Source organism: Sphingomonas sp. (assembly GCF_035714405.1).
GTDB lineage: Bacteria > Pseudomonadota > Alphaproteobacteria > Sphingomonadales > Sphingomonadaceae > Sphingomonas.
On record NZ_DASTMA010000022.1, the window covers coordinates 104297 to 124966 of the forward strand.

The following is a 20670-nucleotide window of genomic DNA, read 5'->3' on the forward strand; positions in this document are numbered from 1 at the left end:
GCCCGCGCCTTCGACAAGGCGGCGTCGAAAGTCTAGAGCGCGGCGGTGCTCATCCTCGGCCTGGAATCCTCGTGCGACGAGACCGCGGCGGCGCTGGTCACCGGTGACCGGCAGGTGCTGGCGCATCGGCTGCTGGGGCAGGAGGCGGCGCATGCGCCCTTTGGCGGCGTGGTTCCCGAGATCGCGGCGCGCGCGCATGTCGAGGCGCTGGCGCCGCTGGTTGAGGCGGCGCTGGCGGACGCGGGCGTTCGGCTGGGCGATGTGGATGCGGTTGCCGCGACCGCAGGACCGGGGCTGATCGGCGGCGTGATGGTCGGGCTGGTCACCGGCAAGGCGCTCGCCCATGCGGCGGGCAAGCCGCTGATCGCGGTCAACCATCTGGAGGGTCATGCGCTCAGCCCGCGGCTGTCGGACCCGGACCTCCATTTCCCCTACCTGCTGCTGCTCGTGTCCGGTGGGCACTGCCAGCTGCTGCTGGTCGAGGGCGTCGGCCGCTATCGACGGTGGGCGACGACGATCGACGATGCGGCGGGGGAGGCGTTCGACAAGACCGCCAAGCTGCTCGGGCTCGGCTTTCCCGGCGGACCGGCGGTCGAGCGCGCGGCGGCGGCGGGTGACGCATCGGGGGTGCCGCTGCCGCGTCCGCTGTTCCGTTCGCCCGAGCCGCATTTCTCGTTCGCGGGGCTGAAGGCGGCGGTGGCGCGGGTGGTCGGGCAGTACCCGCCGGAGGACATCGCGGCGTCGTTCCAGCAGGCGGTGATCGACTGTCTGGTGGATCGTACGCGGCTTGCGCTCCAAGGACATGGCAGACCCACGGCGCTGGTGGTGGCGGGCGGTGTCGCCGCAAATGGCGCCGTGCGCGCGGCATTGCAGGCGCTGGCCGAAAGCCATGGCCTGCGTTTCGTCGCCCCGCCCTTGTGGCTGTGCACGGACAATGCCGCCATGATCGCCTGGGCGGGAGCTGAGCGGTTCGCGGCCGGGCTGACCGACCCGCTCGACGTGCCCGCCCGTCCGCGCTGGCCACTCGATCCTGCGGCAGAAGCGGTGCGTGGCGCGGGGGTGAAGGCATGATCGGGGTGGTCGGCGGCGGCGCCTGGGGCACCGCGATCGCGCAGGTAATGGCATCCGACGGCAGCCCGGTGCGGCTATGGGCGCGCGAGCCGGAGGTGGTCGCGGGCATCAACGAACGGCACGAGAATGCGACCTTTCTGCCTGGCATCCCCCTCGCTCCGTCGGTGCGCGCGTTCGCCGATCTCGCCGCGCTCGACGGCGCCGCGCTGATCTTCGTCGTCACCCCGGCACAGCACATGCGCGCCGTGCTCGCCGGCCTGCCCTCTCGCGGCGCGCCGCTGATCCTGTGTTCCAAGGGGATCGAGGCGGGATCGCTCAAGCTGCTGCACCAGGTCGCGGGCGAGGCGGTGATCGGTTCGCCGGTGGCGGTGATGTCCGGCCCGACCTTCGCGCATGAGGTCGCGCGCGGCCTGCCCACCGCGGTGACGCTGGCGGCGCGGGACATAGCGGCGGCGACGCGGCTGGCCGAACAGGTCGCGCGGTCGACCCTGCGCCCCTATGCCAGCGACGATCTCGCCGGCGCGGAGATCGGGGGTGCGGTGAAGAACGTCCTCGCCATCGCCTGCGGCGTGGTCGAGGGCGCGGGGCTCGGACAGAACGCGCGTGCGGCGTTGATCGCGCGCGGCTTCGCGGAGATGACCCGCTTCGGACTGGCGCGCGGGGCGCGCGCGGAGACGCTCGCGGGGTTGGCGGGGCTGGGCGACCTCGTGCTGACCTGCTCGTCGACATCGAGCCGCAACTTCTCGTTGGGAATCGGGCTGGGGCAGGGGCGGTCCGCGGCCGCGTTGCTCGCGGACCGGCGGACGGTGGCCGAAGGCGCCTTCACCGCGCCGGTGCTGGCGGCTGCGGCGCGCGCAGCCGGGGTGGACATGCCGGTGACCGACGCGGTCAACCGGTTGCTGGCAGGTGCGGCGGCGGCGGAGGTGATCGAGACGTTGCTGGCGCGACCGTTGCGGGCGGAGGGGGCGTAACGCCGCTGCAATCCTCCCCGACGAGGGCCGGGGTCCAGCTGCGCAGGTGCATGTTGGTGGTGTTGCACCTCCCCTCCGCTTTGGTGGCAACTGGGCCCGGCCTGCGCCGGGGAAGAGTATCTGGTCGGCCGATCCGATGTTCAGAAATCGACCGCGATGCCCTTGAGCTCCCAGTCGCCATAGCGGGTCGGATTGCGGCCGAGCGGGTCGTCCGCCTTGCGCTCGCGGGCCTCGGGCAGCGGCACCGGCTTGGTCGGTGTCAGGTATTCCGGCGGCTTCACATGATCGGGGCGCTTGCCCATCGCGGTTTCCTTATCCGGCGTCGCCCCCCACATGGGGCGTTGATGCCGATTCGCCAGACCCGTCCCCCGGAACCGCCCAGAGAACCTTTGGGCACTGCCACCCGGCGCGCGGCGCTGCGGCTGCTCGATGCGGTGCTGCGGCGTGGCGAGGCGCTGGAGGCGGCGCTGCCGGCCGCGACCCGCGCGATCCACGGTCCCGACCGGGGCCTCGCCCATGCCATCGTCGCCGAGGCGCTGCGCTGGCTCGTGGACCTAGACGCGTTGATCGACGCGCAGACCCGGCAACGGCTGCCCGATGACGCCAAGGCGCGGTTCGCGCTGCGTATCGCGCTGGTGCAGGTTCTCCGCCTCTCGACCCCGCCCCATGCCGCCATCGCGACGGTGCTGCCGCTGGTCGATGGCGGCCCGCGCAAGCTGGTGCACGGCGTGTTCGGCTCGGTCGTGCGCGGTGGGGCGACGCTGCCCGAGACACCGACCCTGCCCGCGGACACGCATGCGCGCTGGGCTGCCGCCTGGGGCGAGGATGTCGCACAGGCCGCGGCCCGCGCCATCGCCGCGCCGCCGCCGCTCGACCTGTCGTTGCGCGATGACGGCTGGGCGGAGCGCCTGGACGGTCGCTCGCTGGCGGCGGGTCATGTCCGGCTCGACGACGCCGACTCCGTGCCCGACCTCCCAGGTTATGCCGACGGCGGCTGGTGGGTCCAGGATCTCGCCGCCTCGCTGCCGGCGCGGCTGCTCGGCGCCGGCGGCGGCACGGTGCTCGACCTGTGCGCGGCACCCGGCGGCAAGACGTGCCAACTGGCGGCGGCGGGGTGGCGGGTAACGGCGGTGGACAGCAGCGAAAGTCGTCTGGCGCGACTTCGGGATAATCTTGAGCGCACGGGGCTGGAGGCGAAGGTGATCCGCGCCGACATCCTCGACTGGAACCCGCCCGCACCGGTGGACGCGGTGCTGCTCGACGCGCCCTGTAGCGCTACCGGCATCTTCCGCCGCCACCCCGACGTGCTGCACCGCGTCCGCCCGGCGGTGATCGCGGAGATGGCCGCGTTGCAGACCCGCCTGCTCGCCCGCGCGGCGGAGTGGGTGCGGCCGGGCGGCACACTGGTCTATGCCACCTGCTCGCTGGAGCCGGCGGAGGGCGAGGACCAGGCGGAGCGGTTCCTCGCCGACCGCCCAGACTTCACGCTGGTCGCGCCCGCGCCCGGCGAACTGCCGGTCGCCGCCACCGACCGCGGCTGGGTAAGGACCGTGCCCGGCACGCTGGCAGCGGAAGGGGGGTGCGACGGTTTCTTCATCGCGCGCTTCCGGCGTGACGGGGGCGGCACGGCGGGTTAGAGCCGCCCGGTGCAACAGCCCGTCCGCCCCAACCTTGTCAGGATCGCCCCGTCCATCCTGTCGGCCGACTTCGCGCGGCTGGGCGAGGAGGTCCGCGCGATCGACGCGGCCGGCGCGGACTGGATCCATCTCGACATCATGGACGGGCATTTCGTGCCCAACATCTCGTTCGGCCCGACGGTGGTGAAGGCGCTGCGGCCGCTGACGACCAAGCCGTTCGACGTCCACCTGATGATTTCCCCGGTCGACGCGTATTTGGACGCATTCGCGGAGGCTGGCGCTGACACGATCACTGTCCATCCCGAGGCCGGGCCGCACATCCACCGCTCGCTCCAGCACATCAAGGGATTGGGCAAGCGGGCGGGCGTGGTGCTCAACCCGGGCACGCCGGCCAAGATGCTCGATTACCTGCTCGATCTGGTCGACCTGGTGCTGGTGATGAGCGTCAACCCGGGTTTCGGCGGCCAGCACTTCATTGATTCGCAGCTCAAGAAGATCGCTGCGGTGCGCAGGATGATCGACGCGAATGGTCGCGCGATCGACCTGGAGGTGGACGGCGGCGTCGATGCCGACAGCGCGCGCCGGTGCATCGAGGCCGGCGCCGATGCGCTGGTCGCCGGCACCTCCGTGTTCCGCGGCGGGCCCGACCGATACGCCGCCAACATCGCCATGCTAAGAGGCGGGTGAGCGCCGACCAACCCGACGTCGCGCCCGACACCATCGACGAGGGCAAGCGGCTGGTGCGCCTGGGCGGCGACACGGGGCTGAGCCTCGCCGAGCGGCTGTCAGACACTTTCCACAAGCTGACCTGGCGGACGCCGCTTCACACATTGCGGCTGCGCGGGCGCTATCCGCTCAAGCTGATCGCGGTGCCCGACGATCCGGTAGTCGGCGATGTCGCGCGCGGGCAGGCGCTGCTCGATGGCCGCATCAGCTTTCGTGGCGAGTCGCACCTGCTCGACGAGCTAGATTTCGGACGGCGGGACTGGGGCAAGCCGTTCGCCAACCACGTCCACAGCTTCGCCTGGCTGCGCGACCTGTCGACCGTCGCGACCCGGGCGCAGGGCGCGCCGATCGCGGAGGCGCTGACCGGGCGCTGGCTGCGCGCGTATGAGAACAAGGTTGATGCGCTCGCCTGGGCGCCCGATCTCTGGGGTCGGCGGCTGCTGTTCTGGACCAGCCACGCGCCGCTGATCCTCAGCTCCACCGACCTGATCTACCGCTCGGCGGTGCTCAACACGCTGGCGCGCGGCGCGCGGCACATCGAGCGTGGCGCCGACAAGGCACCGCCGGGCGCGCGGCGCATCGCTGCGTGGTGCGGCATCGTCGCGGCCGGGCTGCTGATCCCCGGCGGCGATCCCAGGCGCGCGTTCGGCGAGGCGGGATTGGCGCGCGCGATCGCGGGCGGGCTCCACGACGATGGCGGTGCGGTCTCGCGCAGTCCGGCGCAGCTGCTCGACACGATTGCGCTGCTGGCGATGCTGCGCGAGACCTATGCGGCGCGGCGGCTGGAGCTGCCGCAGAGCGTCGCGGCGGCACTGACGCGCGCGGTGCCGGCGCTGCTCGGCGTCACCCATGCCGACCGCTCGCTGGCGAGCTGGCAGGGCAGCGGTCCGGCGTCGGCCGCCGAGGTCGCGGCCGTGATCGAAGCGACGGGCATCCGCACCCGGCCGCTGCGCCAGTCGCGCGACTGGGGCTATCAGCGGCTGGCGGCGGGCAGCGCGGTGCTGATCGTCGATGCCGCGCCGCCGCCGGTCGGTCGGCAGGTGGAGGGGGGTTGCGCTTCGACGCTGGCATTCGAACTGTCGGACGGACCGGCCCGTCTGGTCGTCAATTGCGGCGGCGCGCGCGCGGCGACCGCCGGCCTGCCGCGCGAACTCGCCGAGGGGCTCCGCACCACCGCGGCGCATTCGACCCTGGTCGTCGCCGATTCCAACTCCACCGCGATCCAACCCGACGGCACGCTGGGTCGCGGCGTCGCGCAGGTGGAGCTCTCGCGCCAGGAGAGCGACGCCGCGAGCCGATTGGAGGCGAGCCATGACGGCTATGTCCGGCGCTGGGGGTTCGTCCACCGCCGCCAGCTGCTGCTGACCGGCGACGGGCGCGAGCTGCGCGGCGAGGACGCGCTGTTGCCGCAGGGCAGGCGCAGGCGCGCGGGTGCGGCGTTCGCGGTCCGCTTCCACCTCGGCGCGGGCGTGCAGGCGTCACCGACCGCTGATGGTCTGGCCGCATTGCTGCGGCTGCCCGGCGGCGCCCTGTGGCAGTTCCGCTGCCGCGGCGGCACGCTGGCGATCGAGCCGAGCCTGTGGATCGACGCCACCGGCCGACCGGTGTCGACGCAGCAGCTGGTGGTGAGCGGCGAGGCGGCGGCGGGCGGCGCGGGCATCAGCTGGGCGTTCAAGCGGGCGATCTGAGGGATGAGCATGACCACTGTTTCGATTCGACGCGCGTTGCTGTCGGTTTCCGACAAGACCGGCATCGTCGCGTTCGCCAGCGCCTTGGCCGAGCGCGGCGTGGAGCTGGTCTCGACCGGCGGCACGGCCAGTGCGCTCCGCGAGACCGGTCTGACGGTGCGCGACGTCGCCGAGCTTACCGGCTTTCCCGAGATGATGGACGGCCGCGTGAAGACGCTGCACCCGGCTGTCCATGGCGGGTTGCTGGCGGTGCGCGAAGACCCCGAACATGTCGCCGCGATGACCGCGCACGGCATCGGCGGCATCGACCTGCTCGTCATCAACCTCTACCCGTTCGAGGCGACGGTCGCGTCGGGCGCGGACCGCGACGCGGTGATCGAGAATATCGACATTGGCGGCCCGGCGATGGTGCGCTCGGCGGCCAAGAACCACGCGCATGTCGTGGTGCTGACCGACCCCGCCGATTACGCCGAAGTGCTCGCCGCGATCGACGAGGGCGGCACCCGGCAGGAGCTGCGTCGGCGGCTCGCGGCCAAGGCGTTCGCGCTGACCGCCACCTATGACGCCATGATCGCCAGCTGGTTCGGTTTTGCCGACCAGGGGCAGATGTTCCCGGCGACGCTGCCGATGGTGCTCGAGGCGCCACAGGTGCTGCGGTACGGCGAGAACCCGCACCAACAGGCGGCGTTCTACCGCCATCGCGGGCCGTCCGCGCGCGGGATCGGCCAGGCGCGGCAGGTGCAGGGCAAGGCGCTCAGCTACAACAACCTCAACGACGCCGACGCGGCGCTGGAGCTGGTCGCCGAGTTCAGCGATGCAGGACCGACCGCGGTGATCGTCAAGCATGCCAACCCCTGCGGCGTCGCGACCGCCGCGACGCTGCGGCAGGCTTACGAGGCGGCGTTCGCGTGCGACAGCGTGTCGGCGTTCGGCGGCATCATCGCGCTCAACCGGCCGATCGACGAAGCCACCGCGCGAGCGATCACCGGCATCTTTACCGAGGTCGTGATCGCGCCCGACGCCGATGCCGATGCGCTGGCGGTGTTCGCGGGCAAGAAGAACCTCCGGCTGCTGTTGACCGGTGAGTTGCCGGACGCGGGCCGGGGCGGGTTCGCGATCAAGTCGATCGCCGGCGGTTGGCTGGTGCAGGGGCGCGATAATGGTCGCCTTGGCGAGCTGCAGGTGGTGACCAAGCGCCCACCGACCGCGCAGGAGCTGGCCGATTGCCGCTTCGCCTGGACCGTCGCCAAGCACGTCAAGTCGAACGCGATCGTCTATGCGAGGGACGGCGCGACCGCCGGCGTCGGCGCGGGGCAGATGAACCGCCTCGAGTCGGCGCGGATCGCGGCCTGGAAGGCGCGCGATGCCGCCGACAAGGCAGGCTGGGCAGAGCCGCGCACGATCGGCTCTGCGGTGGCATCTGACGCCTTTTTCCCGTTCGCCGACGGATTGATGGCTGCGGTCGAGGCGGGCGCGACCGCGGTGATCCAGCCGGGCGGCTCGATCCGCGACGACGCGGTGATCGCGGCCGCCGACGCGGCGGGGCTGGCGATGGTATTCACGGGCATAAGGCACTTCAGGCACTGAAGTTATCAGCCCCATGCATGAGCGCGTCTCGTTAACGCGTGATCGACCCCACATTCGGCAGCGTCGCCTCCTCCGCCGTGGGCACGCTGCCGAACAGCGCCCGGTCCGCAGGCGTGAACGCCCAGCGAAACAGCACGAGCAGATAGACCGCCGCGATCAGCGGCACCCCGATCGTCAGCTCCGCCCATTCGAGCGACGGCGGCAGCGCGGTAACGGCCGCTCCGACGACGATCGCCGCCGCGGCCGCGCCCAGCAGCGGCCAGCGCCAGGGCGAGACCGACTCGCCGAGGATGTGGCCGAGCAGCCGCGCCTTGATGACCGAGGTGAGTGCGAGGCTGATGGTCAGCGCCACCGCCGGCCCCGCCGCCTGCCACGCCACCGGCCACCCCGCGCCCCGCATCAGGAAGATCAGCGCCACGCTGAGCACCACCTGGAACACCAGCATCGCCGCCGAGATTATCAGGTTGCGATGCCGGGCCGTGTAAACGAGCGCCGTCTCGCAGACCGCGCCGGTGGAGGCGAGCACCTCGGCCGCGAGCAGAAAGGCGAGCGCCGCGGTACCCGCCACGAACTGCGGGCCCAGTACGCCCATCACCGCCTCCCCCGGGATCGAGCCCATCAGCGCCAGCCCGCCCTGCGCCGCGATGATCCAGAACGCGACCTGCCGCACCTGGTTGGCGATCGCGGCGTGATCGCCCGCCGCCAGACTGCGCGTGATGACGGGCCCCAGGATCGGATCGAAGCTGGTCTTCAACCTTTGCGGCAGGGACGCGACCTGCTGCGCCATGAAATAGATGCCGACGATCTCGGGCGAGAAGAAGCGCCCCATGATCAGCCGGTCGACGTTGCGCGTCCCCCATTCGAGCGCATCGGCACCCGCCAGCGGCGCGTTGTAGCGCGCGAGCCGGAACAGCGCGCGCGGCTGCGGGGACCAGCCGCGCGGCAGCCCGTAGCTTTTCAGGAAAGGTACCAGGCTGGCGACCAGCGCCGCAATCATCGACACGACATAGGATAGCACCAACCCGTCGCGGATGTTGACGAACGAGAAGCCCCACGCGGCGATCGAGATCGTCCACGGTTCGATGACGGCGCGCGCGGTGACCGCCGCCTTGACGTTGAAGCGATAGGCGAGCGCGGCGAGGCTGACGTCGGACCAGGCGACGGCGAGGATGATCAGCGGCAGCCAGCGATCGAGCCCGCCGACCCGCGTATTCGGGTACATGACCTGCGGAAAAGACCACAGCACCGCGCTTGCCAGCATCGACGCGATGAACGCCACCGCCATCGCGTCCCACACCACGCAGACATGCGGGCGATCGGATTCGCTCAGCGCCTGCGCCAAGCCGCGCTTCAGGCCCAGCGTCGCGACCACCGCGGCGAGCTCGACGACGACGATCGCGAGCGCGAACCGCCCGACCAGCTCCGGCCCATAGAGCCGCCCCGCGATGAACAGGAAGGGGATGCGCGCCGCCAGCCGCAGGATGAAACCGGCGACGTTGGTCCGGCCACCCTTGGCGAGCGTGTCGATGTCGGAGCGGGGCTCGGTCACCTGCTCAGCGACCGCCGATGTTGAGGAAGTTGCTGACCTCGACACAGGTTCGGCAAGCCGCAACTGCGACGCGCCGCGGCGGCAACGCGTCAGCCGCGCTCCGGTCGCGCAATGGAGTGGCCGGTGCCGGGCAGGTCATCGCATACGTCTTGGCATAGATCGGTCCGTGTAGGACAGGGCGGATACGCGTCCACTGGCATCCACCCCCGCGAAGGCGGGGGTCCAGTCGCGAGCTGCCGCGTTGTAAGTGGCTGACCTTACTAACCGAGTTCGTGGCGACTGGGCCCCCGCCTGCGCGCGGGAAGATGGGAGGGCCTAGTGCGCCGCGCCCCAGCTCGGCCCCGTCCCGATCTCGATTCCCAACGGCACGGTCAGCTTGACCGCGGGCTCCGCAGCACCCGCCATCACCCGCTCGATCACCGCCGACGCCGCCGCGACGTCGCCCGCCGGCAGCTCGAACACCAGTTCGTCGTGGACCTGCAGCAGCATCCGGACATGCCCGAGCCCGGCCTCCGCCAGCGCGGGCTCCATGCGGATCATCGCGCGCTTGATGATGTCGGCGGACGTACCCTGGATCGGCGCGTTGATCGCGGCGCGTTCGGCGCCCTGGCGCTCGTTCTGGACCTTGGACTTGATGCGCGGGAACCAGCATTTGCGACCGAACAGCGTCGTCGTGTAGCCGCGCTCGCGCACCTCGCTCAGCGTTTCGGCCATGTAACGGTTGATGCCCGGGAAGCGCTCGAAATAGCGGTCGATCATGCCCTGCGCCTCGTCGGACGAGACCTCCAGCCGCCCCGCCAGGCCCCAGCGGCTGATGCCGTAGAGGATCGCGAAGTTGATCGTCTTGGCGCGCGCCCGCGTATCGCGGTTGACCTCGCCGAACAGCTCGGCGGCGGTCAGGCTGTGGATGTCCTCGCCGGCGGCGAATGCGTCGCGCAGTTGCGGCACGTCGGCGATGTGCGCGGCGAGGCGCAGCTCGATTTGCGAATAGTCGGCGGCGAGGATGACGTTGCCCGGCTCCGCCACGAACGCGTCGCGGATCTGGCGGCCGACCTCGGTGCGGATCGGGATGTTCTGCAGATTGGGCTCGGTCGAGGACAGCCGCCCGGTCTGCGCGCCGGTCAGCGAGTAGCTGGTGTGGACGCGGCCGGTCTTCGGGTTGATCTCCTGCTGCAGCGCGTCGGTATAAGTGTTCTTGAGCTTGGTCAGCTGGCGCCAGTCGAGCACCTTGCGGACCACCTCGCTGCCCGGCGCCTTTTCGCGCGCCAGCCGCTCCAGCTCGGTGACGTCGGTGGAATAGACGCCCGACTTGCCCTTGCGCCCGCCCTTCAGGCCCAGCCGCTCGAACAGCACGTCACCCAGTTGCTTGGGGCTGCCGATCGTAAACGGTCCGCCGGCGAGGGCATGGACCTCCTTCTCCAGCTCGACGATCTGGCCGGAGAACTCCGCCGACAGCTCGGCGAGCCGGGCGCGGTCGACGGCGATGCCGTGCCGCTCCATGCGCGCGATCACCGGCACGAGCGGCCGATCGACCATCTCGTAGACTCGCGTCGCGCCCTCGGCGGGCAGACGGGCGCGAAATCGCTTCCACAGGCGGAAGGTGACGTCGGCGTCCTCGGCGGCGTAGCGGGTGGCCGCGGCGAGATCGATTTCGGCGAAGCCGCGCTGCGATTTGCCGACCCCGACCACGTCCTTGAACGCGATGCACGAGTGCGAGAGGTGGGTGGCGGCGAGCTCGTCCATGCCGTGGCCGTGCAGGCCCGCGTCGAGGTCGAAGCTCATGACGATCGTATCGTCGTGCGGCGCGACCGCGATATCGCGCAAGCCCAGCACGATCATGTCGAACTTGATGTTGTGGCCGATCTTGAGGACGGCCTCGTCCTCGAACAGGTCCTTGAGCTTGGCGAGGCAGGGCGCGCAGTCGATCTGCACCGGGTTCTCGGCCAGCAGGTCGGTGCCGCCATGCTTGAGCGGGATGTAGCAGGCGCGGTTGGGCGCGAGGGCGAGGGAAACGCCGACCAGCTCGGCGGTGGTCGCATCGGTGCCGCTGGTCTCGGTGTCGATCGCCACGAAGCCCTGCGCGCGCGCGTCCGTGATCCAGCGGTCGAGCGTGTCGAGATCGACCACCGTCTCATAGCCGTCATGGTCGCAAGGCGGGTCGCTGTCCTGCGGCACCGAATCGGGCGTGACCACCGGCGCGTCGGCGACCTGCTCCAGCTTGTTGAGCAGCGTGCGGAAGCCGTGATGCTCCAGGAACGCGCGGAGCGGCGCGTCGGGGATGCCCTTGAGCTCCAGTTCTTCGAGCGGGTGCTCGAGCGGCACGTCGCATTTCAGCTTGACCAGCTCGCGGCTCATCCGCGCGGCGTCGGCATGGTCGCGCAGATTGTCGCGAAGCTTGCCCTTCTTGAAGTCGTCCCTGGCGGCGGCGGCGAGCACCGCCTCGACATCGCCATAGGTCTGAATCAGCGTCGCGGCGGTCTTCGGCCCCACGCCGGGTACGCCCGGCACATTGTCGACGCTGTCGCCCATCAGCGCCAGCACCTCGCCCAATTTGGTCGGCTCGACGCCGAACTTCTCGACCACCGCGTCGGCGCCCAGCCGGCGATTGTTCATCGTGTCGTAGAGATCGAGTCCCGGCTCGATCAGCTGCATCAAGTCCTTGTCGCTGGACACGATCGTCACCGCCCAGCCCTGCGCCAGCGCCGCCTTGGCATACGACGCGATCAGGTCGTCCGCCTCCAGCCCGTCCTCCTCGATGCACGGCATCGAGAAGGCGCGGGTGGCGTCGCGGATCATCGGAAATTGCGGGACCAGATCCTCGGGCGGCGGCGGGCGGTGCGCCTTGTACTGGTCGTACATCTCGTTGCGGAAGGTGTGCGAGCCCTTGTCGAAGATCACCGCCATATGGGTCGGGCCCTCGGCGGCATGAACCTCGTCGGCCAGCTTCCAGAGCATGGTGGTGTAGCCATAGACGGCGCCGACCGGCTGACCGTGCTTGTTGGTCAGCGGCGGCAGCCGGTGATAGGCGCGGAAGATATAGCCCGAGCCATCGACGAGGTAGAGATGCGGCATCGCGGCGGCTTAGCGGAGCGCGCGCCAGGGGCAAAGGCTTCAACCCTCTTCCGCCTGCGGGAGAGGAGCGAGACTTAGGTCCGCGCAGCGGCCTTAGTCGCAGCGGTGAGGGCGGTCTGGGTGATACGGCGTGTCCGTCGCACCGGCCCTCGCCCTGCCGCCTGCGGCGGCTGTCCCTCTACCGCAAGCGGGAGAGGGCTAGTACGCGATCCCGCCGCCGCCGGTCATCTGGGCGTGGTTCGCCACGGCCGTCGCGACCGACTGGATCAGCGCCTGGCGCTCGCGCACCGGGCGGGTGGTGTCGCCGATCATCACCGCGATCGCATAGCGGCGGCCGTCCGGCGCGGTGAGCAGGCCGACGTCGTTGAAGCCGGCGTTGCGGCCGGCGAGGTCCTGGCCGGTGCCGGTCTTGTGCGCGATCTGCCAGCCCGCCGGGAGTGCCGCGCGCAGGCGAGCACGGCCGGTGACGGTCTGGCTCATGGTCGACAGCGCGACACGCGTGGAGGTCTCGCTCAACAGCTCGCCACGCGCCAGGCGGGCGAGCGCATCGGCGATCGCGACCGGCTGTGCGCCATCGGGCGGATCGGCGATATAGGCGTCCAGCGCCGCCACCCGGCGCTCGCGCGGCAGCGCTGCGCGCGCGGCGGCGAACGCGCCGCCCTGCGAAAAGGACGGCAGCCAGTTCAACCCGGCGGTCTTCGCCTGCAACAGCCGCTCGCCCGGACCGAAGCGGATCGGCCCCAGCCGCTTGTTCTCGATCATCGCGCGCACCGCCGATGGGCCGCCGGCGAGCCACAACAGCTTGTCGTTGGCGGTGTTGTCGCTCTGCGTCAGCGCGCGGGTGAGGAGATCGCCGACACTGGTCTCGAAGACGCCGCTCTTGGCGATCAGCCAGGCGATCGGCTGGTGGAACAGCGTCAGGTCGTCCGCGGTCACCCGCACCGGGTCATCCAGCCGGATGCGGCCCTGATCGCGCAGGTCGAGGATGGTGAGCGCGACCCACAGCTTCGAGACCGACTGCTGCGGCAGATACTGGCGTCCGCCCGCTTCCGCGCTCCAGCCCTCGTCGACCGCCTGCACCGCCACCCCCGACTTCCCCGGGAAGGCGCGCTGGAGCCGGACCAGCTCGCCGATCAGCGGCATCGGCGCGGCGCGGACCACGCGCGGCTGGACGATCGGGATCGGGATGGAGACGATCACCGGCGGCGAGCGCAGCGGCGCGCGGGCGGTGGCGCCGGGCCGCTCGGTCGAGCCACAGCCCGCCAGCGCGGCCACGAGCAGCACGCACACTCCCGTCCGAATATGCCTACCCAACGCCATCACATGCATCCGTCAACGCCCGGCTATGTTGTGTGCGGGTGGCCGCGTTACAAACAAGTATATCGACGACATCCTGCGACGAGTGCGCGCGGGGCTGCGGTGAAGCGCGGGCAGGCCGGCCAAGGCCTTGATTTGTCGAGCTTGCGTCAGCGAGCCGTCGGGCGCTTGCGGCGGGGCGCCAGCATCACCGCCGCGCCTGCAAGCGCCGATAGCGCCGACCCCGCGAGCACCGCGATCTTGACCTCGGCAAGCAACTCAGGGTCGTGACGAAAGGCGAGCGCGCCGATGAACAGGCTCATCGTGAAGCCCACCCCACACAGCAAGGCGACGCCATAGAGTTGCCGCATCGACGCGCCGTCCGGGGGTGGTGCCAGGCGCAGCCGGATCGCGGCCCAGCTGGCGCCGAACACGCCGAGCTGCTTGCCGAAGAACAGCCCGGCGGCCACGCCGAGCGGCAGCGGAGCCGACAAGACCCCAGGTCCAACCCCTCCCAAGGCCACACCGGCATTGGCGAAGCCGAACACCGGTAGCACCAGATAGGCGACCCAGGGCTGGAGCGCGTGTTCAAGTCGATGCAGCGGCGAGGCGCCATCGTCGGGACGGCCCGGCGATGCGCGCAACGGAACCACAAGTGCCAGGGCCACACCTGCCAGGGTCGGGTGGACGCCCGAGCGCAGTACCAGCACCCACAGTACCGCGCCGAGCAGCAGATAAGGCGCCAGCCGTACGACGCCCCGTCGATTGAGCAGGTAACCCACCGCCACCGCGGCGGCCCCAAGCAGCAGCCAGCCGAGCGCTAGGTCGGCGGTGTAGAAGAGGGCGATGATCGCCACCGCGCCGAGATCGTCGATGATCGCCAGCGCGGTGAGGAAGATCTTGAGCGACACCGGCACGCGGCGGCCGAGCAGCGCCAGGACGCCGAGCGCGAAGGCGATGTCGGTCGCGGTCGGGATCGCCCAACCGCGCAGCGTCGCGGGCTCGCCGGCGTTAAGCGCGACGAAGATCGCGGCGGGCACCACCATGCCCCCGATCGCGGCGATGCCGGGGAGCGCGCGTCGCCGCCAAGTCGACAGCTGCCCGTCGATCAACTCGCGCTTGATCTCCAGCCCGACGAGCAGGAAGAACAGCGCCATCAGCCCGTCATTGACCCAATGTTCGACGCTCAGTCCGGCGACGGAGACGTGGAGCGCCGCGAAGTAGGCCGGCGCGACAAAGGAGTTGGCGACCACCAGCGCCAGCGCCGCCGACGCCATCAGCATCAAGCCTGCGGTAGCCTCGCTGCTCAGCAGGGTGCGCAGGACGGAGATGGGCCGGCGGATCATGCGGCCCTGCTAACCGGACCCGCCTCCCGAATCCCGCGAATTCGCGAGTAGAAGCTCGTTCAGGGCACCAGCACGGTATCGACCGCCTCCGCCGAGGTCTCCGGCCAGTCCAGCGTATAGTGCAGCCCCCGGCTCTCATGCCGATGGAGCGCGGAGCGGACGATCAGGTCGGCGGTCTGGAGCAGGTTGCGCAGCTCGATCAGGTCGGGCGTCACGCGGAAATGGCCATAATGGTCCGCCACCTCTTCCTGCAGCAGCCTGATGCGGTTGGCGGCGCGGTTCAGCCGCTTGGTGGTGCGGACGATGCCGACATAATTCCACATGAACCGGCGGATCTCGGTCCAGTTCTGCTTGATGACCACCTCCTCGTCGGAGTCGGTGACGCGGCTCTCGTCCCAAGGGCGGATGACCGGCACCGGTGGCAGCGCCTCCCAGCGGCGCGCGATGTCGTCGGCGCACGCTTCGCCGAAGACGAAGCATTCGAGCAGCGAGTTCGACGCGAGCCGGTTGGCCCCGTGCAGCCCCGACTGGGTGCACTCGCCCGCGGCGTAGAGGCCGGGCAGGTCGGTGCGCCCGTCGCGGTCGATGACGATGCCGCCGCAGGTATAATGCTGCGCCGGCACTACCGGGATTGGCCCGGTGGTCATGTCCATGCCCAGCCCGAGCAGCTTGTCGTGGATGGTGGGGAAATGCTCCCGGACGAACGCCGCCGGCTGGTGGCTGATGTCGAGGTGGACGTAATCCAGGCCGTCGCGCTTGATTTCCGCGTCGATCGCGCGCGCCACCACGTCGCGCGGGGCGAGCTCGAGCCGTTCGGAGTCGTAATCCGCCATGAATCGCCGGCCGGTGCGCGGATTGAGCAGGTGGCCGCCCTCGCCGCGCACCGCCTCGGTGATGAGGAAGTTCTTGACGTCGAGATGGTAGAGGCAGGTCGGGTGGAACTGCATGAACTCCATGTTCGACACCCGGCACCCCGCCCGCCACGCCATGGCGATGCCGTCGCCGGTCGCGCCCTTGGGCGCGGTCGAGAACAGATAGGTTCGCCCCGCGCCGCCGGTCGCCAGGATCGTCGCGCGGGCGGTGTGCAGGTCTACCGCCCCGGTCGCGCGATTGACCGCATAGACCCCCCAGACGTTGCCCGCGCCCGAATACCGCTCCTCGTGACGCGAGGTGGCGAGGTCGATCGCGACCTGGTCGGCGATCATGGTGATGTTGGGGTGGGCGGTGGCGGCGCGCAGCAGCGCCTCCTGCACCGCCCAGCCGGTCGCGTCGGCGACGTGGACGATGCGCCGGTGCGAATGCCCGCCCTCGCGGGTTAAATGGAGGGCATCTCCCTCGGTGGCGAAGGGTACGCCCAGCTGCTGCAGCCGCTCGATCGCGGCTGGAGCTTGGCCGATCACGAACTCTACGACGCCGCGATCGTTGAGCCCCGCGCCCGCCACCATCGTGTCCTCGACATGGTTGGCGAAGGTGTCGCCGGGCTCCAGCACCGCCGCCACCCCGCCCTGTGCCCAGGCGGTCGCGCCCTCGTTCAGCGCGCCCTTGGCGAGCACGGTGACGCGGAACCGCTCGGCCAGCGTCAGCGCGGCGGTGAGCCCCGCCGCCCCCGACCCGACGACCAGGATGTCGCTGCCCGTCCCGCCTGAAGCCGTATCGCCCACGCCCGTCTCCGCCTCGTCCACGTCTGACTGCTGCCCTTCGGCAAGCCGGCGGCGAGCGCAAGTGTGTTATGCGCTTGCATCACCCACGCCAGCCGTCATAACGCAGCGCGGCGGGAGGCAGGCGTTGCGCGGACATATTCTTGGCGTCGATGTGCGGACGGGCGAGGGGCTGCTGACCGGCCAGGACGGTCAACGTTATCGCTTCGGCCCCGCCGACTGGGCCGATCGGGGCGAACCCGCGCGCGGGCTGGAGGTCGATTTCGAATCGGAGGGCGGCCGCGCATTGTCGATCTATCCGGTGCCGGGCGCGGTCGCCGTGACCCGGCCCGAATTCGCCGTGTCCGCCCCGGCCAGGGCACCGCGCAACGACCGCAACAAGCTGATCGCCGCCTTGCTTGCCTTTCTGCTCGGGCCGCTCGGCATCCACCGCTTCTACACTGGCCGCACCGGCTCGGGCATCGTCATGCTGGTGCTCAGCATCACCGTGATCGGGCTGTTCGTCACCGTGCCGTGGGGGTTCATCGACATGATCCGCTATCTGATGATGTCGGATGAGGAATTCGAACGCCGGTATCCGCGTTAGGCGACCAACATGCGACGCCGTCGCGCCCGTCCGCTTGTCGGGGGCCGACGGTCGCCATAAGCTCGCCCCAGTCCCTGCGGAGTCCGTCCCCATGCCGACCTTCCAGCAATTGTGGGATGCGCACCCCGGCCGTGCCGACGTGTGCGACAAGGAAACGTTCGGCAACCAGTGCGCGATGCGGGTGAGCACCGCGCTGCGGGCGGTCGGCGCCGACCTGACCGGCCTGCGCACCTGTGTCGACTACGATGGCAGCCGCTTCGGCAGTCACCGCCCCGGCCATGTCCGCGCCGCGCAGGACATCGCCAACCACTTCCACCGCGTCACCAGCGGCAAGGGATTGGGCGCAGCCAGCTTCACCATCTACGATGGCACGATCAACGGCAACATGGCGGCGCTGAAGGGGGCTAAGGGCATGATCTTCATCCAGAACGGCTGGGGCACCACCGACCATATCGACGTCTGGCAGGGCAATGGCAGCGCCGGCACGCTGAAGGGCGGCGCGACCGAATATTTCGGGGTCGGCGAGAAGATCTGGTTCTGGAGCTTCGCATGATCGCCGCGCGCGCGCTGCCGCTCGCCGCGGCGCTGCTGATCGGCTGCTCGGCAGGTGCGCAACCCGATGGTCCACAGACCAACACCGTCGCCCCCGCGGCGACGCCGGACGGCCGCCTCGCCGAAGCGCAGGTCGGCGGGCGCACGCTGCGCCTGGTGACAGAGGGTGGCCAGTGCGCCCTGGCGGCGGGGGCAGCGCCGGTGCCGTTGGGGCTCGCCGCACCGTGCGGTTTCCTGCGCCCAAAAGCGGGGGCCGCGGCCTGGGTTCATGATTATGGTCCGCGCGGCGCGGTCGTGCTGGTCGGCGGCCCACCCGCTACCGCTGTTACCGCCGACAGCGGCCGCACCGCCGCGGATCGCTGCTCCGACGTCGGCCGCGCGGTGATCGTCGCGGAGGGCAAGGTCGGTTTGTCGGAGATCAAGCGCAGCGCCGGCTGGTTCTGCCCCGATGCCGCGCCGGACGAGAAATATTACTACGGCATCGCTCACGACCCGGCAGGCCGTACCCCCGTCGGCTAGGCGTTCGCCGCGCGCGTCAGGTTCAGGAACACGTCCTCCAGATCGGCTTCGCGGGTCGAGACGTCGACGATGCCGAGCCCGTCACGCGTCACCGCCGCCAGCACCTCGCCCGCGTTGACGCGGTCCTTGCTGTAGGTGATCTCCAGCACGCGCTCGCCGCGCAGCACGATCTTCTCGAAGCAGGGTGCCGCCGGCGCCCGGGTCAGGTCGCGGTCGACGGTGACCGATACCACCTTTTCCTGCGCCCGCGCGACGAGCTCGCGGGTTGGCTCGTTGGCGATCAGCCGACCGTTGTTGATGATCGCGATGCGATCGCACAGCTCCTCGGCCTCCTCCAGATAGTGCGTCGTCAGCACCACGGTGACGCCGCCCGCGTTCAACTCGCGGACATAGGCCCAGAGCTGCTGGCGCAGTTCGATGTCGACGCCGGCGGTCGGCTCGTCCAGCACCAGCACCGGCGGGGCGTGGACCATCGCCTTGGCGACCATCAGCCGCCGTTTCATGCCGCCCGACAGCGTACGGGCATAGGCGTTGGCCTTGTCCTCCAGATGCACCGCGCGGAGCAGCTCCAGCGAGCGGCGCTGCGCTTTGGGCACCCCGTACAGCCCGGCCTGGATCTCCAGCGTCTCCACCGGCGTGAAGAAGGGGTCGAACAGGATCTCCTGGTTGACGATGCCGATCGACGCCTTGGCGTTGCGCGGGTGGGCGTCGATGTCGAAGCCCCAGATCGACGCGCTCCCCTGGGTCTTGTTGACCAGCCCCGCCAGGATGTTGATGAGTGTCGACTTGCCGGCGCCATTGGGCCCGAGCAGCCCGAAGATCGAGCCGCGCGGCACGTCCAGCGTCACGCCGTCGAGCGCGCGCTTGCCGCCCGCATAGGTCTTGCCCAGATCGGCGATGCTGATGGCGGCCCCGGAGGTCTCTGGCGTCATGCGAGCGCGATAGGCTTCGGGTTGCGCCGCCACAATGCTCCTTGCTACGGCGGGGACATGATCCCGCCGCCCGAAGTCACCCGTGTCACCCAGCGCCGCGTCGCCTGCGACGGCGCCGCCGACATCCCGGGCGGGGCGGCACTCGGCCACCCGCGCGTGTGGCTGCAGATCGACGAGCATGGCTATGTCGACTGCGGCTACTGCGATCGCCGCTTCGTGCTGGTGGGCGGGCCGGCGGATGGCGCGGACCAAGGCGCGCTGCCGGATGTCACCGAAGGTGGTAGCCCGCATTGATGGTGGCGCGGCGCGGAACCCATCCTGGCTGGGGCGCCCTGATCGTGACCTCCGGTCTGGCCGTCACGATCACGGCATTCGGCACATATCTCACGGATCGTGCGCGTGTCACCGGCGAGGCTCCACTACGTCGCTGCGAATTGGCGAGCACGGTCCTTTTGGACGAGACACCTTCGCCCTATATGGACCAGCGGTCACGGGCGGCAGTCGTCAGCGCGGCGGTCACCACCCTTGAACGCTGTTTACGGGAGCAATGATGATGTCCGATCTGACCATCATCCTTTTCACGGTCGGCCTTACGCTGCTCAGCGTGGGAAGCGTGATGATGTGGCAGGAGAGCCGTTACGGCGAGGGCGATGGCCTCAACCGAGTCAAGGCAGCCGAAGATTGACCTACCAGGATTCGCGCTCGTTCCTCTACCGTGACACGCTCTCGCCGGAGGCCGCGCTGCGGCTGACGGCCGACGCGCTCGCCCGCGCCGATGATGGCGAGCTGTATCTGCAATATCGCCGCGCCGAGGCGTTCGGGTTCGATGACGGGCGGCTGAAGACCGCGAGCTACGATACCGCCGCCGGCTTCGGCCTGCGCGCCGTGTCCGGCGAAATGACCGCGTTCGCGCATGCCAACGAACTATCGGAGGCCGCGATCAAGCGCGCTGCGGAGACGATGGCGCTGATCGATCCGTCCGCCTCTCCCAAAGCGGCGGCGCCGGCGAAGACCAACCGTCACCTCTACACCGACACCGACCCGCTCGACCTGGTGCCCTTCGCCGACAAGGTGAACCTGTGCCAGACGATCGACGCCGCGGCACGGTCACGTGACGCCCGCGTCGCGCAGGTGTCCGTTGGACTGTCGGGCACATGGAGCGTGGTCGAGATCGTGCGCGCCGACGGCTTCGTCGCTACCGACGTCAGGCCTCTGGTTCGCCTCAACATCCAGATCGTGGTCGAACACAATGGCCGCCGCGAAACGGGCAGCTTCGGGATCGGCGGACGCTATCTGTACGACCGCGTGTTCGAGCCCGCGACCTGGAACCGCGGCATCGACGAGGCGCTGGCGCAGGCGCTGGTCAATCTGGAATCGGTCGCGGCGCCTGCGGGTGAGATGACGGTGCTGCTGGCCCCGGGCTGGCCGGGCGTGCTGCTGCACGAGGCTATCGGTCACGGGCTCGAAGGCGACTTCAACC

At 70.2% G+C, this 20670-nt stretch carries 19 protein-coding genes; 12 read left to right on the forward strand and 7 right to left on the reverse strand.

Annotated features, from left to right (window positions below; translation table 11 throughout):
- Positions 1-45 precede the first annotated feature (45 nt).
- Complete coding sequence (gene tsaD, locus VFQ64_RS13395; RefSeq protein ID WP_325103837.1) at positions 46-1071, forward strand: tRNA (adenosine(37)-N6)-threonylcarbamoyltransferase complex transferase subunit TsaD; 1026 nt, start codon at positions 46-48, stop codon at positions 1069-1071.
- Positions 1068-2042 carry an NAD(P)H-dependent glycerol-3-phosphate dehydrogenase gene (locus VFQ64_RS13400; RefSeq protein ID WP_325103838.1) on the forward strand — a complete coding sequence of 325 codons (975 nt, stop codon included), beginning with the start codon at positions 1068-1070 and terminating at the stop codon, positions 2040-2042. The genes tsaD and VFQ64_RS13400 overlap by 4 nt, the downstream gene beginning before the upstream one ends.
- Before the next feature lie 140 nt (positions 2043-2182).
- On the opposite strand, the gene VFQ64_RS13405 is transcribed toward VFQ64_RS13400, so the two are convergent.
- Positions 2183-2344, reverse strand: coding sequence for a DUF1674 domain-containing protein (locus tag VFQ64_RS13405; RefSeq protein WP_325103839.1), 162 nt, complete (start codon positions 2342-2344; stop codon positions 2183-2185).
- A gap of 42 nt (positions 2345-2386) precedes the next feature.
- On the opposite strand from VFQ64_RS13405, the gene VFQ64_RS13410 reads away from it, so the two are divergent.
- From VFQ64_RS13410 to purH, 4 genes are read left to right on the forward strand one after another with little or no spacing between them, the layout of a single operon-like run.
- Complete coding sequence (locus tag VFQ64_RS13410; protein ID WP_325103840.1) at positions 2387-3679, forward strand: RsmB/NOP family class I SAM-dependent RNA methyltransferase; 1293 nt, start codon at positions 2387-2389, stop codon at positions 3677-3679.
- A gap of 9 nt (positions 3680-3688) precedes the next feature.
- Positions 3689-4366 carry a ribulose-phosphate 3-epimerase gene (gene rpe, locus VFQ64_RS13415; RefSeq protein ID WP_325103841.1) on the forward strand — a complete coding sequence of 226 codons (678 nt, stop codon included), beginning with the start codon at positions 3689-3691 and terminating at the stop codon, positions 4364-4366.
- Positions 4363-6093, forward strand: coding sequence for a heparinase II/III family protein (locus tag VFQ64_RS13420; protein ID WP_325103842.1), 1731 nt, complete (start codon positions 4363-4365; stop codon positions 6091-6093). Before rpe ends, VFQ64_RS13420 begins: the two co-directional genes overlap by 4 nt.
- Before the next feature lie 9 nt (positions 6094-6102).
- Positions 6103-7680 carry a bifunctional phosphoribosylaminoimidazolecarboxamide formyltransferase/IMP cyclohydrolase gene (purH, locus tag VFQ64_RS13425; protein ID WP_325103843.1) on the forward strand — a complete coding sequence of 526 codons (1578 nt, stop codon included), beginning with the start codon at positions 6103-6105 and terminating at the stop codon, positions 7678-7680.
- Between the two features lie 31 nt (positions 7681-7711).
- Here purH and VFQ64_RS13430 read toward each other — a convergent pair whose 3' ends face one another.
- The 5 genes from VFQ64_RS13430 to nadB form a co-directional block, all read right to left on the reverse strand.
- Complete coding sequence (locus tag VFQ64_RS13430) at positions 7712-9229, reverse strand: lipopolysaccharide biosynthesis protein (RefSeq protein ID WP_325103844.1); 1518 nt, start codon at positions 9227-9229, stop codon at positions 7712-7714.
- Positions 9230-9544: 315 nt separating this feature from the next.
- Positions 9545-12301 carry a DNA polymerase I gene (polA, locus tag VFQ64_RS13435; protein WP_325103845.1) on the reverse strand — a complete coding sequence of 919 codons (2757 nt, stop codon included), beginning with the start codon at positions 12299-12301 and terminating at the stop codon, positions 9545-9547.
- Positions 12302-12499: 198 nt separating this feature from the next.
- Positions 12500-13630 (reverse strand): serine hydrolase, encoded by a 1131-nt coding sequence (locus VFQ64_RS13440; protein ID WP_414712903.1) that lies wholly within the window; start codon positions 13628-13630, stop codon positions 12500-12502.
- A 137-nt stretch (positions 13631-13767) separates the two neighbouring features.
- Positions 13768-14943: a Na+/H+ antiporter NhaA gene (nhaA, locus tag VFQ64_RS13445; protein WP_325103847.1), complete on the reverse strand. Its 1176-nt coding sequence runs from the start codon at positions 14941-14943 to the stop codon at positions 13768-13770.
- A 59-nt stretch (positions 14944-15002) separates the two neighbouring features.
- Positions 15003-16625, reverse strand: coding sequence for an L-aspartate oxidase (nadB, locus tag VFQ64_RS13450; RefSeq protein WP_325103848.1), 1623 nt, complete (start codon positions 16623-16625; stop codon positions 15003-15005).
- Between the two features lie 103 nt (positions 16626-16728).
- Between nadB and VFQ64_RS13455 the strand changes: the two genes are divergently transcribed.
- The 3 genes from VFQ64_RS13455 (at position 16729) to VFQ64_RS13465 (ending at position 18258) form a co-directional block, all read left to right on the forward strand.
- A complete protein-coding gene (locus tag VFQ64_RS13455) occupies positions 16729-17187 on the forward strand; it encodes a TM2 domain-containing protein (protein WP_325103849.1) in 459 nt (152 codons plus the stop codon).
- A 91-nt stretch (positions 17188-17278) separates the two neighbouring features.
- Positions 17279-17740 (forward strand): T6SS effector amidase Tae4 family protein, encoded by a 462-nt coding sequence (locus VFQ64_RS13460; protein ID WP_325103850.1) that lies wholly within the window; start codon positions 17279-17281, stop codon positions 17738-17740.
- On the forward strand, positions 17737-18258 hold the full coding sequence (locus VFQ64_RS13465) for a hypothetical protein (RefSeq protein ID WP_325103851.1): 522 nt from the start codon (positions 17737-17739) through the stop codon (positions 18256-18258). Before VFQ64_RS13460 ends, VFQ64_RS13465 begins: the two co-directional genes overlap by 4 nt.
- Here the strand turns inward: VFQ64_RS13465 and VFQ64_RS13470 are convergent.
- On the reverse strand, positions 18255-19190 hold the full coding sequence (locus VFQ64_RS13470; RefSeq protein ID WP_325103852.1) for an ABC transporter ATP-binding protein: 936 nt from the start codon (positions 19188-19190) through the stop codon (positions 18255-18257). The two genes, VFQ64_RS13465 and VFQ64_RS13470, sit on opposite strands and share 4 nt — an antisense overlap.
- Before the next feature lie 57 nt (positions 19191-19247).
- Between VFQ64_RS13470 and VFQ64_RS13475 the strand changes: the two genes are divergently transcribed.
- The 3 genes from VFQ64_RS13475 to VFQ64_RS13485 form a co-directional block, all read left to right on the forward strand.
- Positions 19248-19484, forward strand: coding sequence for a zinc-finger domain-containing protein (locus VFQ64_RS13475; protein ID WP_325103853.1), 237 nt, complete (start codon positions 19248-19250; stop codon positions 19482-19484).
- 259 nt (positions 19485-19743) lie between these two features.
- The gene (locus VFQ64_RS13480; RefSeq protein ID WP_325103854.1) at positions 19744-19875 is read left to right on the forward strand and encodes a hypothetical protein; all 132 of its coding nucleotides are present in this window, start codon (positions 19744-19746) and stop codon (positions 19873-19875) included.
- The coding region (locus tag VFQ64_RS13485; RefSeq protein ID WP_325103855.1) for a PmbA/TldA family metallopeptidase at positions 19872-20670 on the forward strand (799 nt) is incomplete at its 3' end. The genes VFQ64_RS13480 and VFQ64_RS13485, both read left to right, overlap by 4 nt.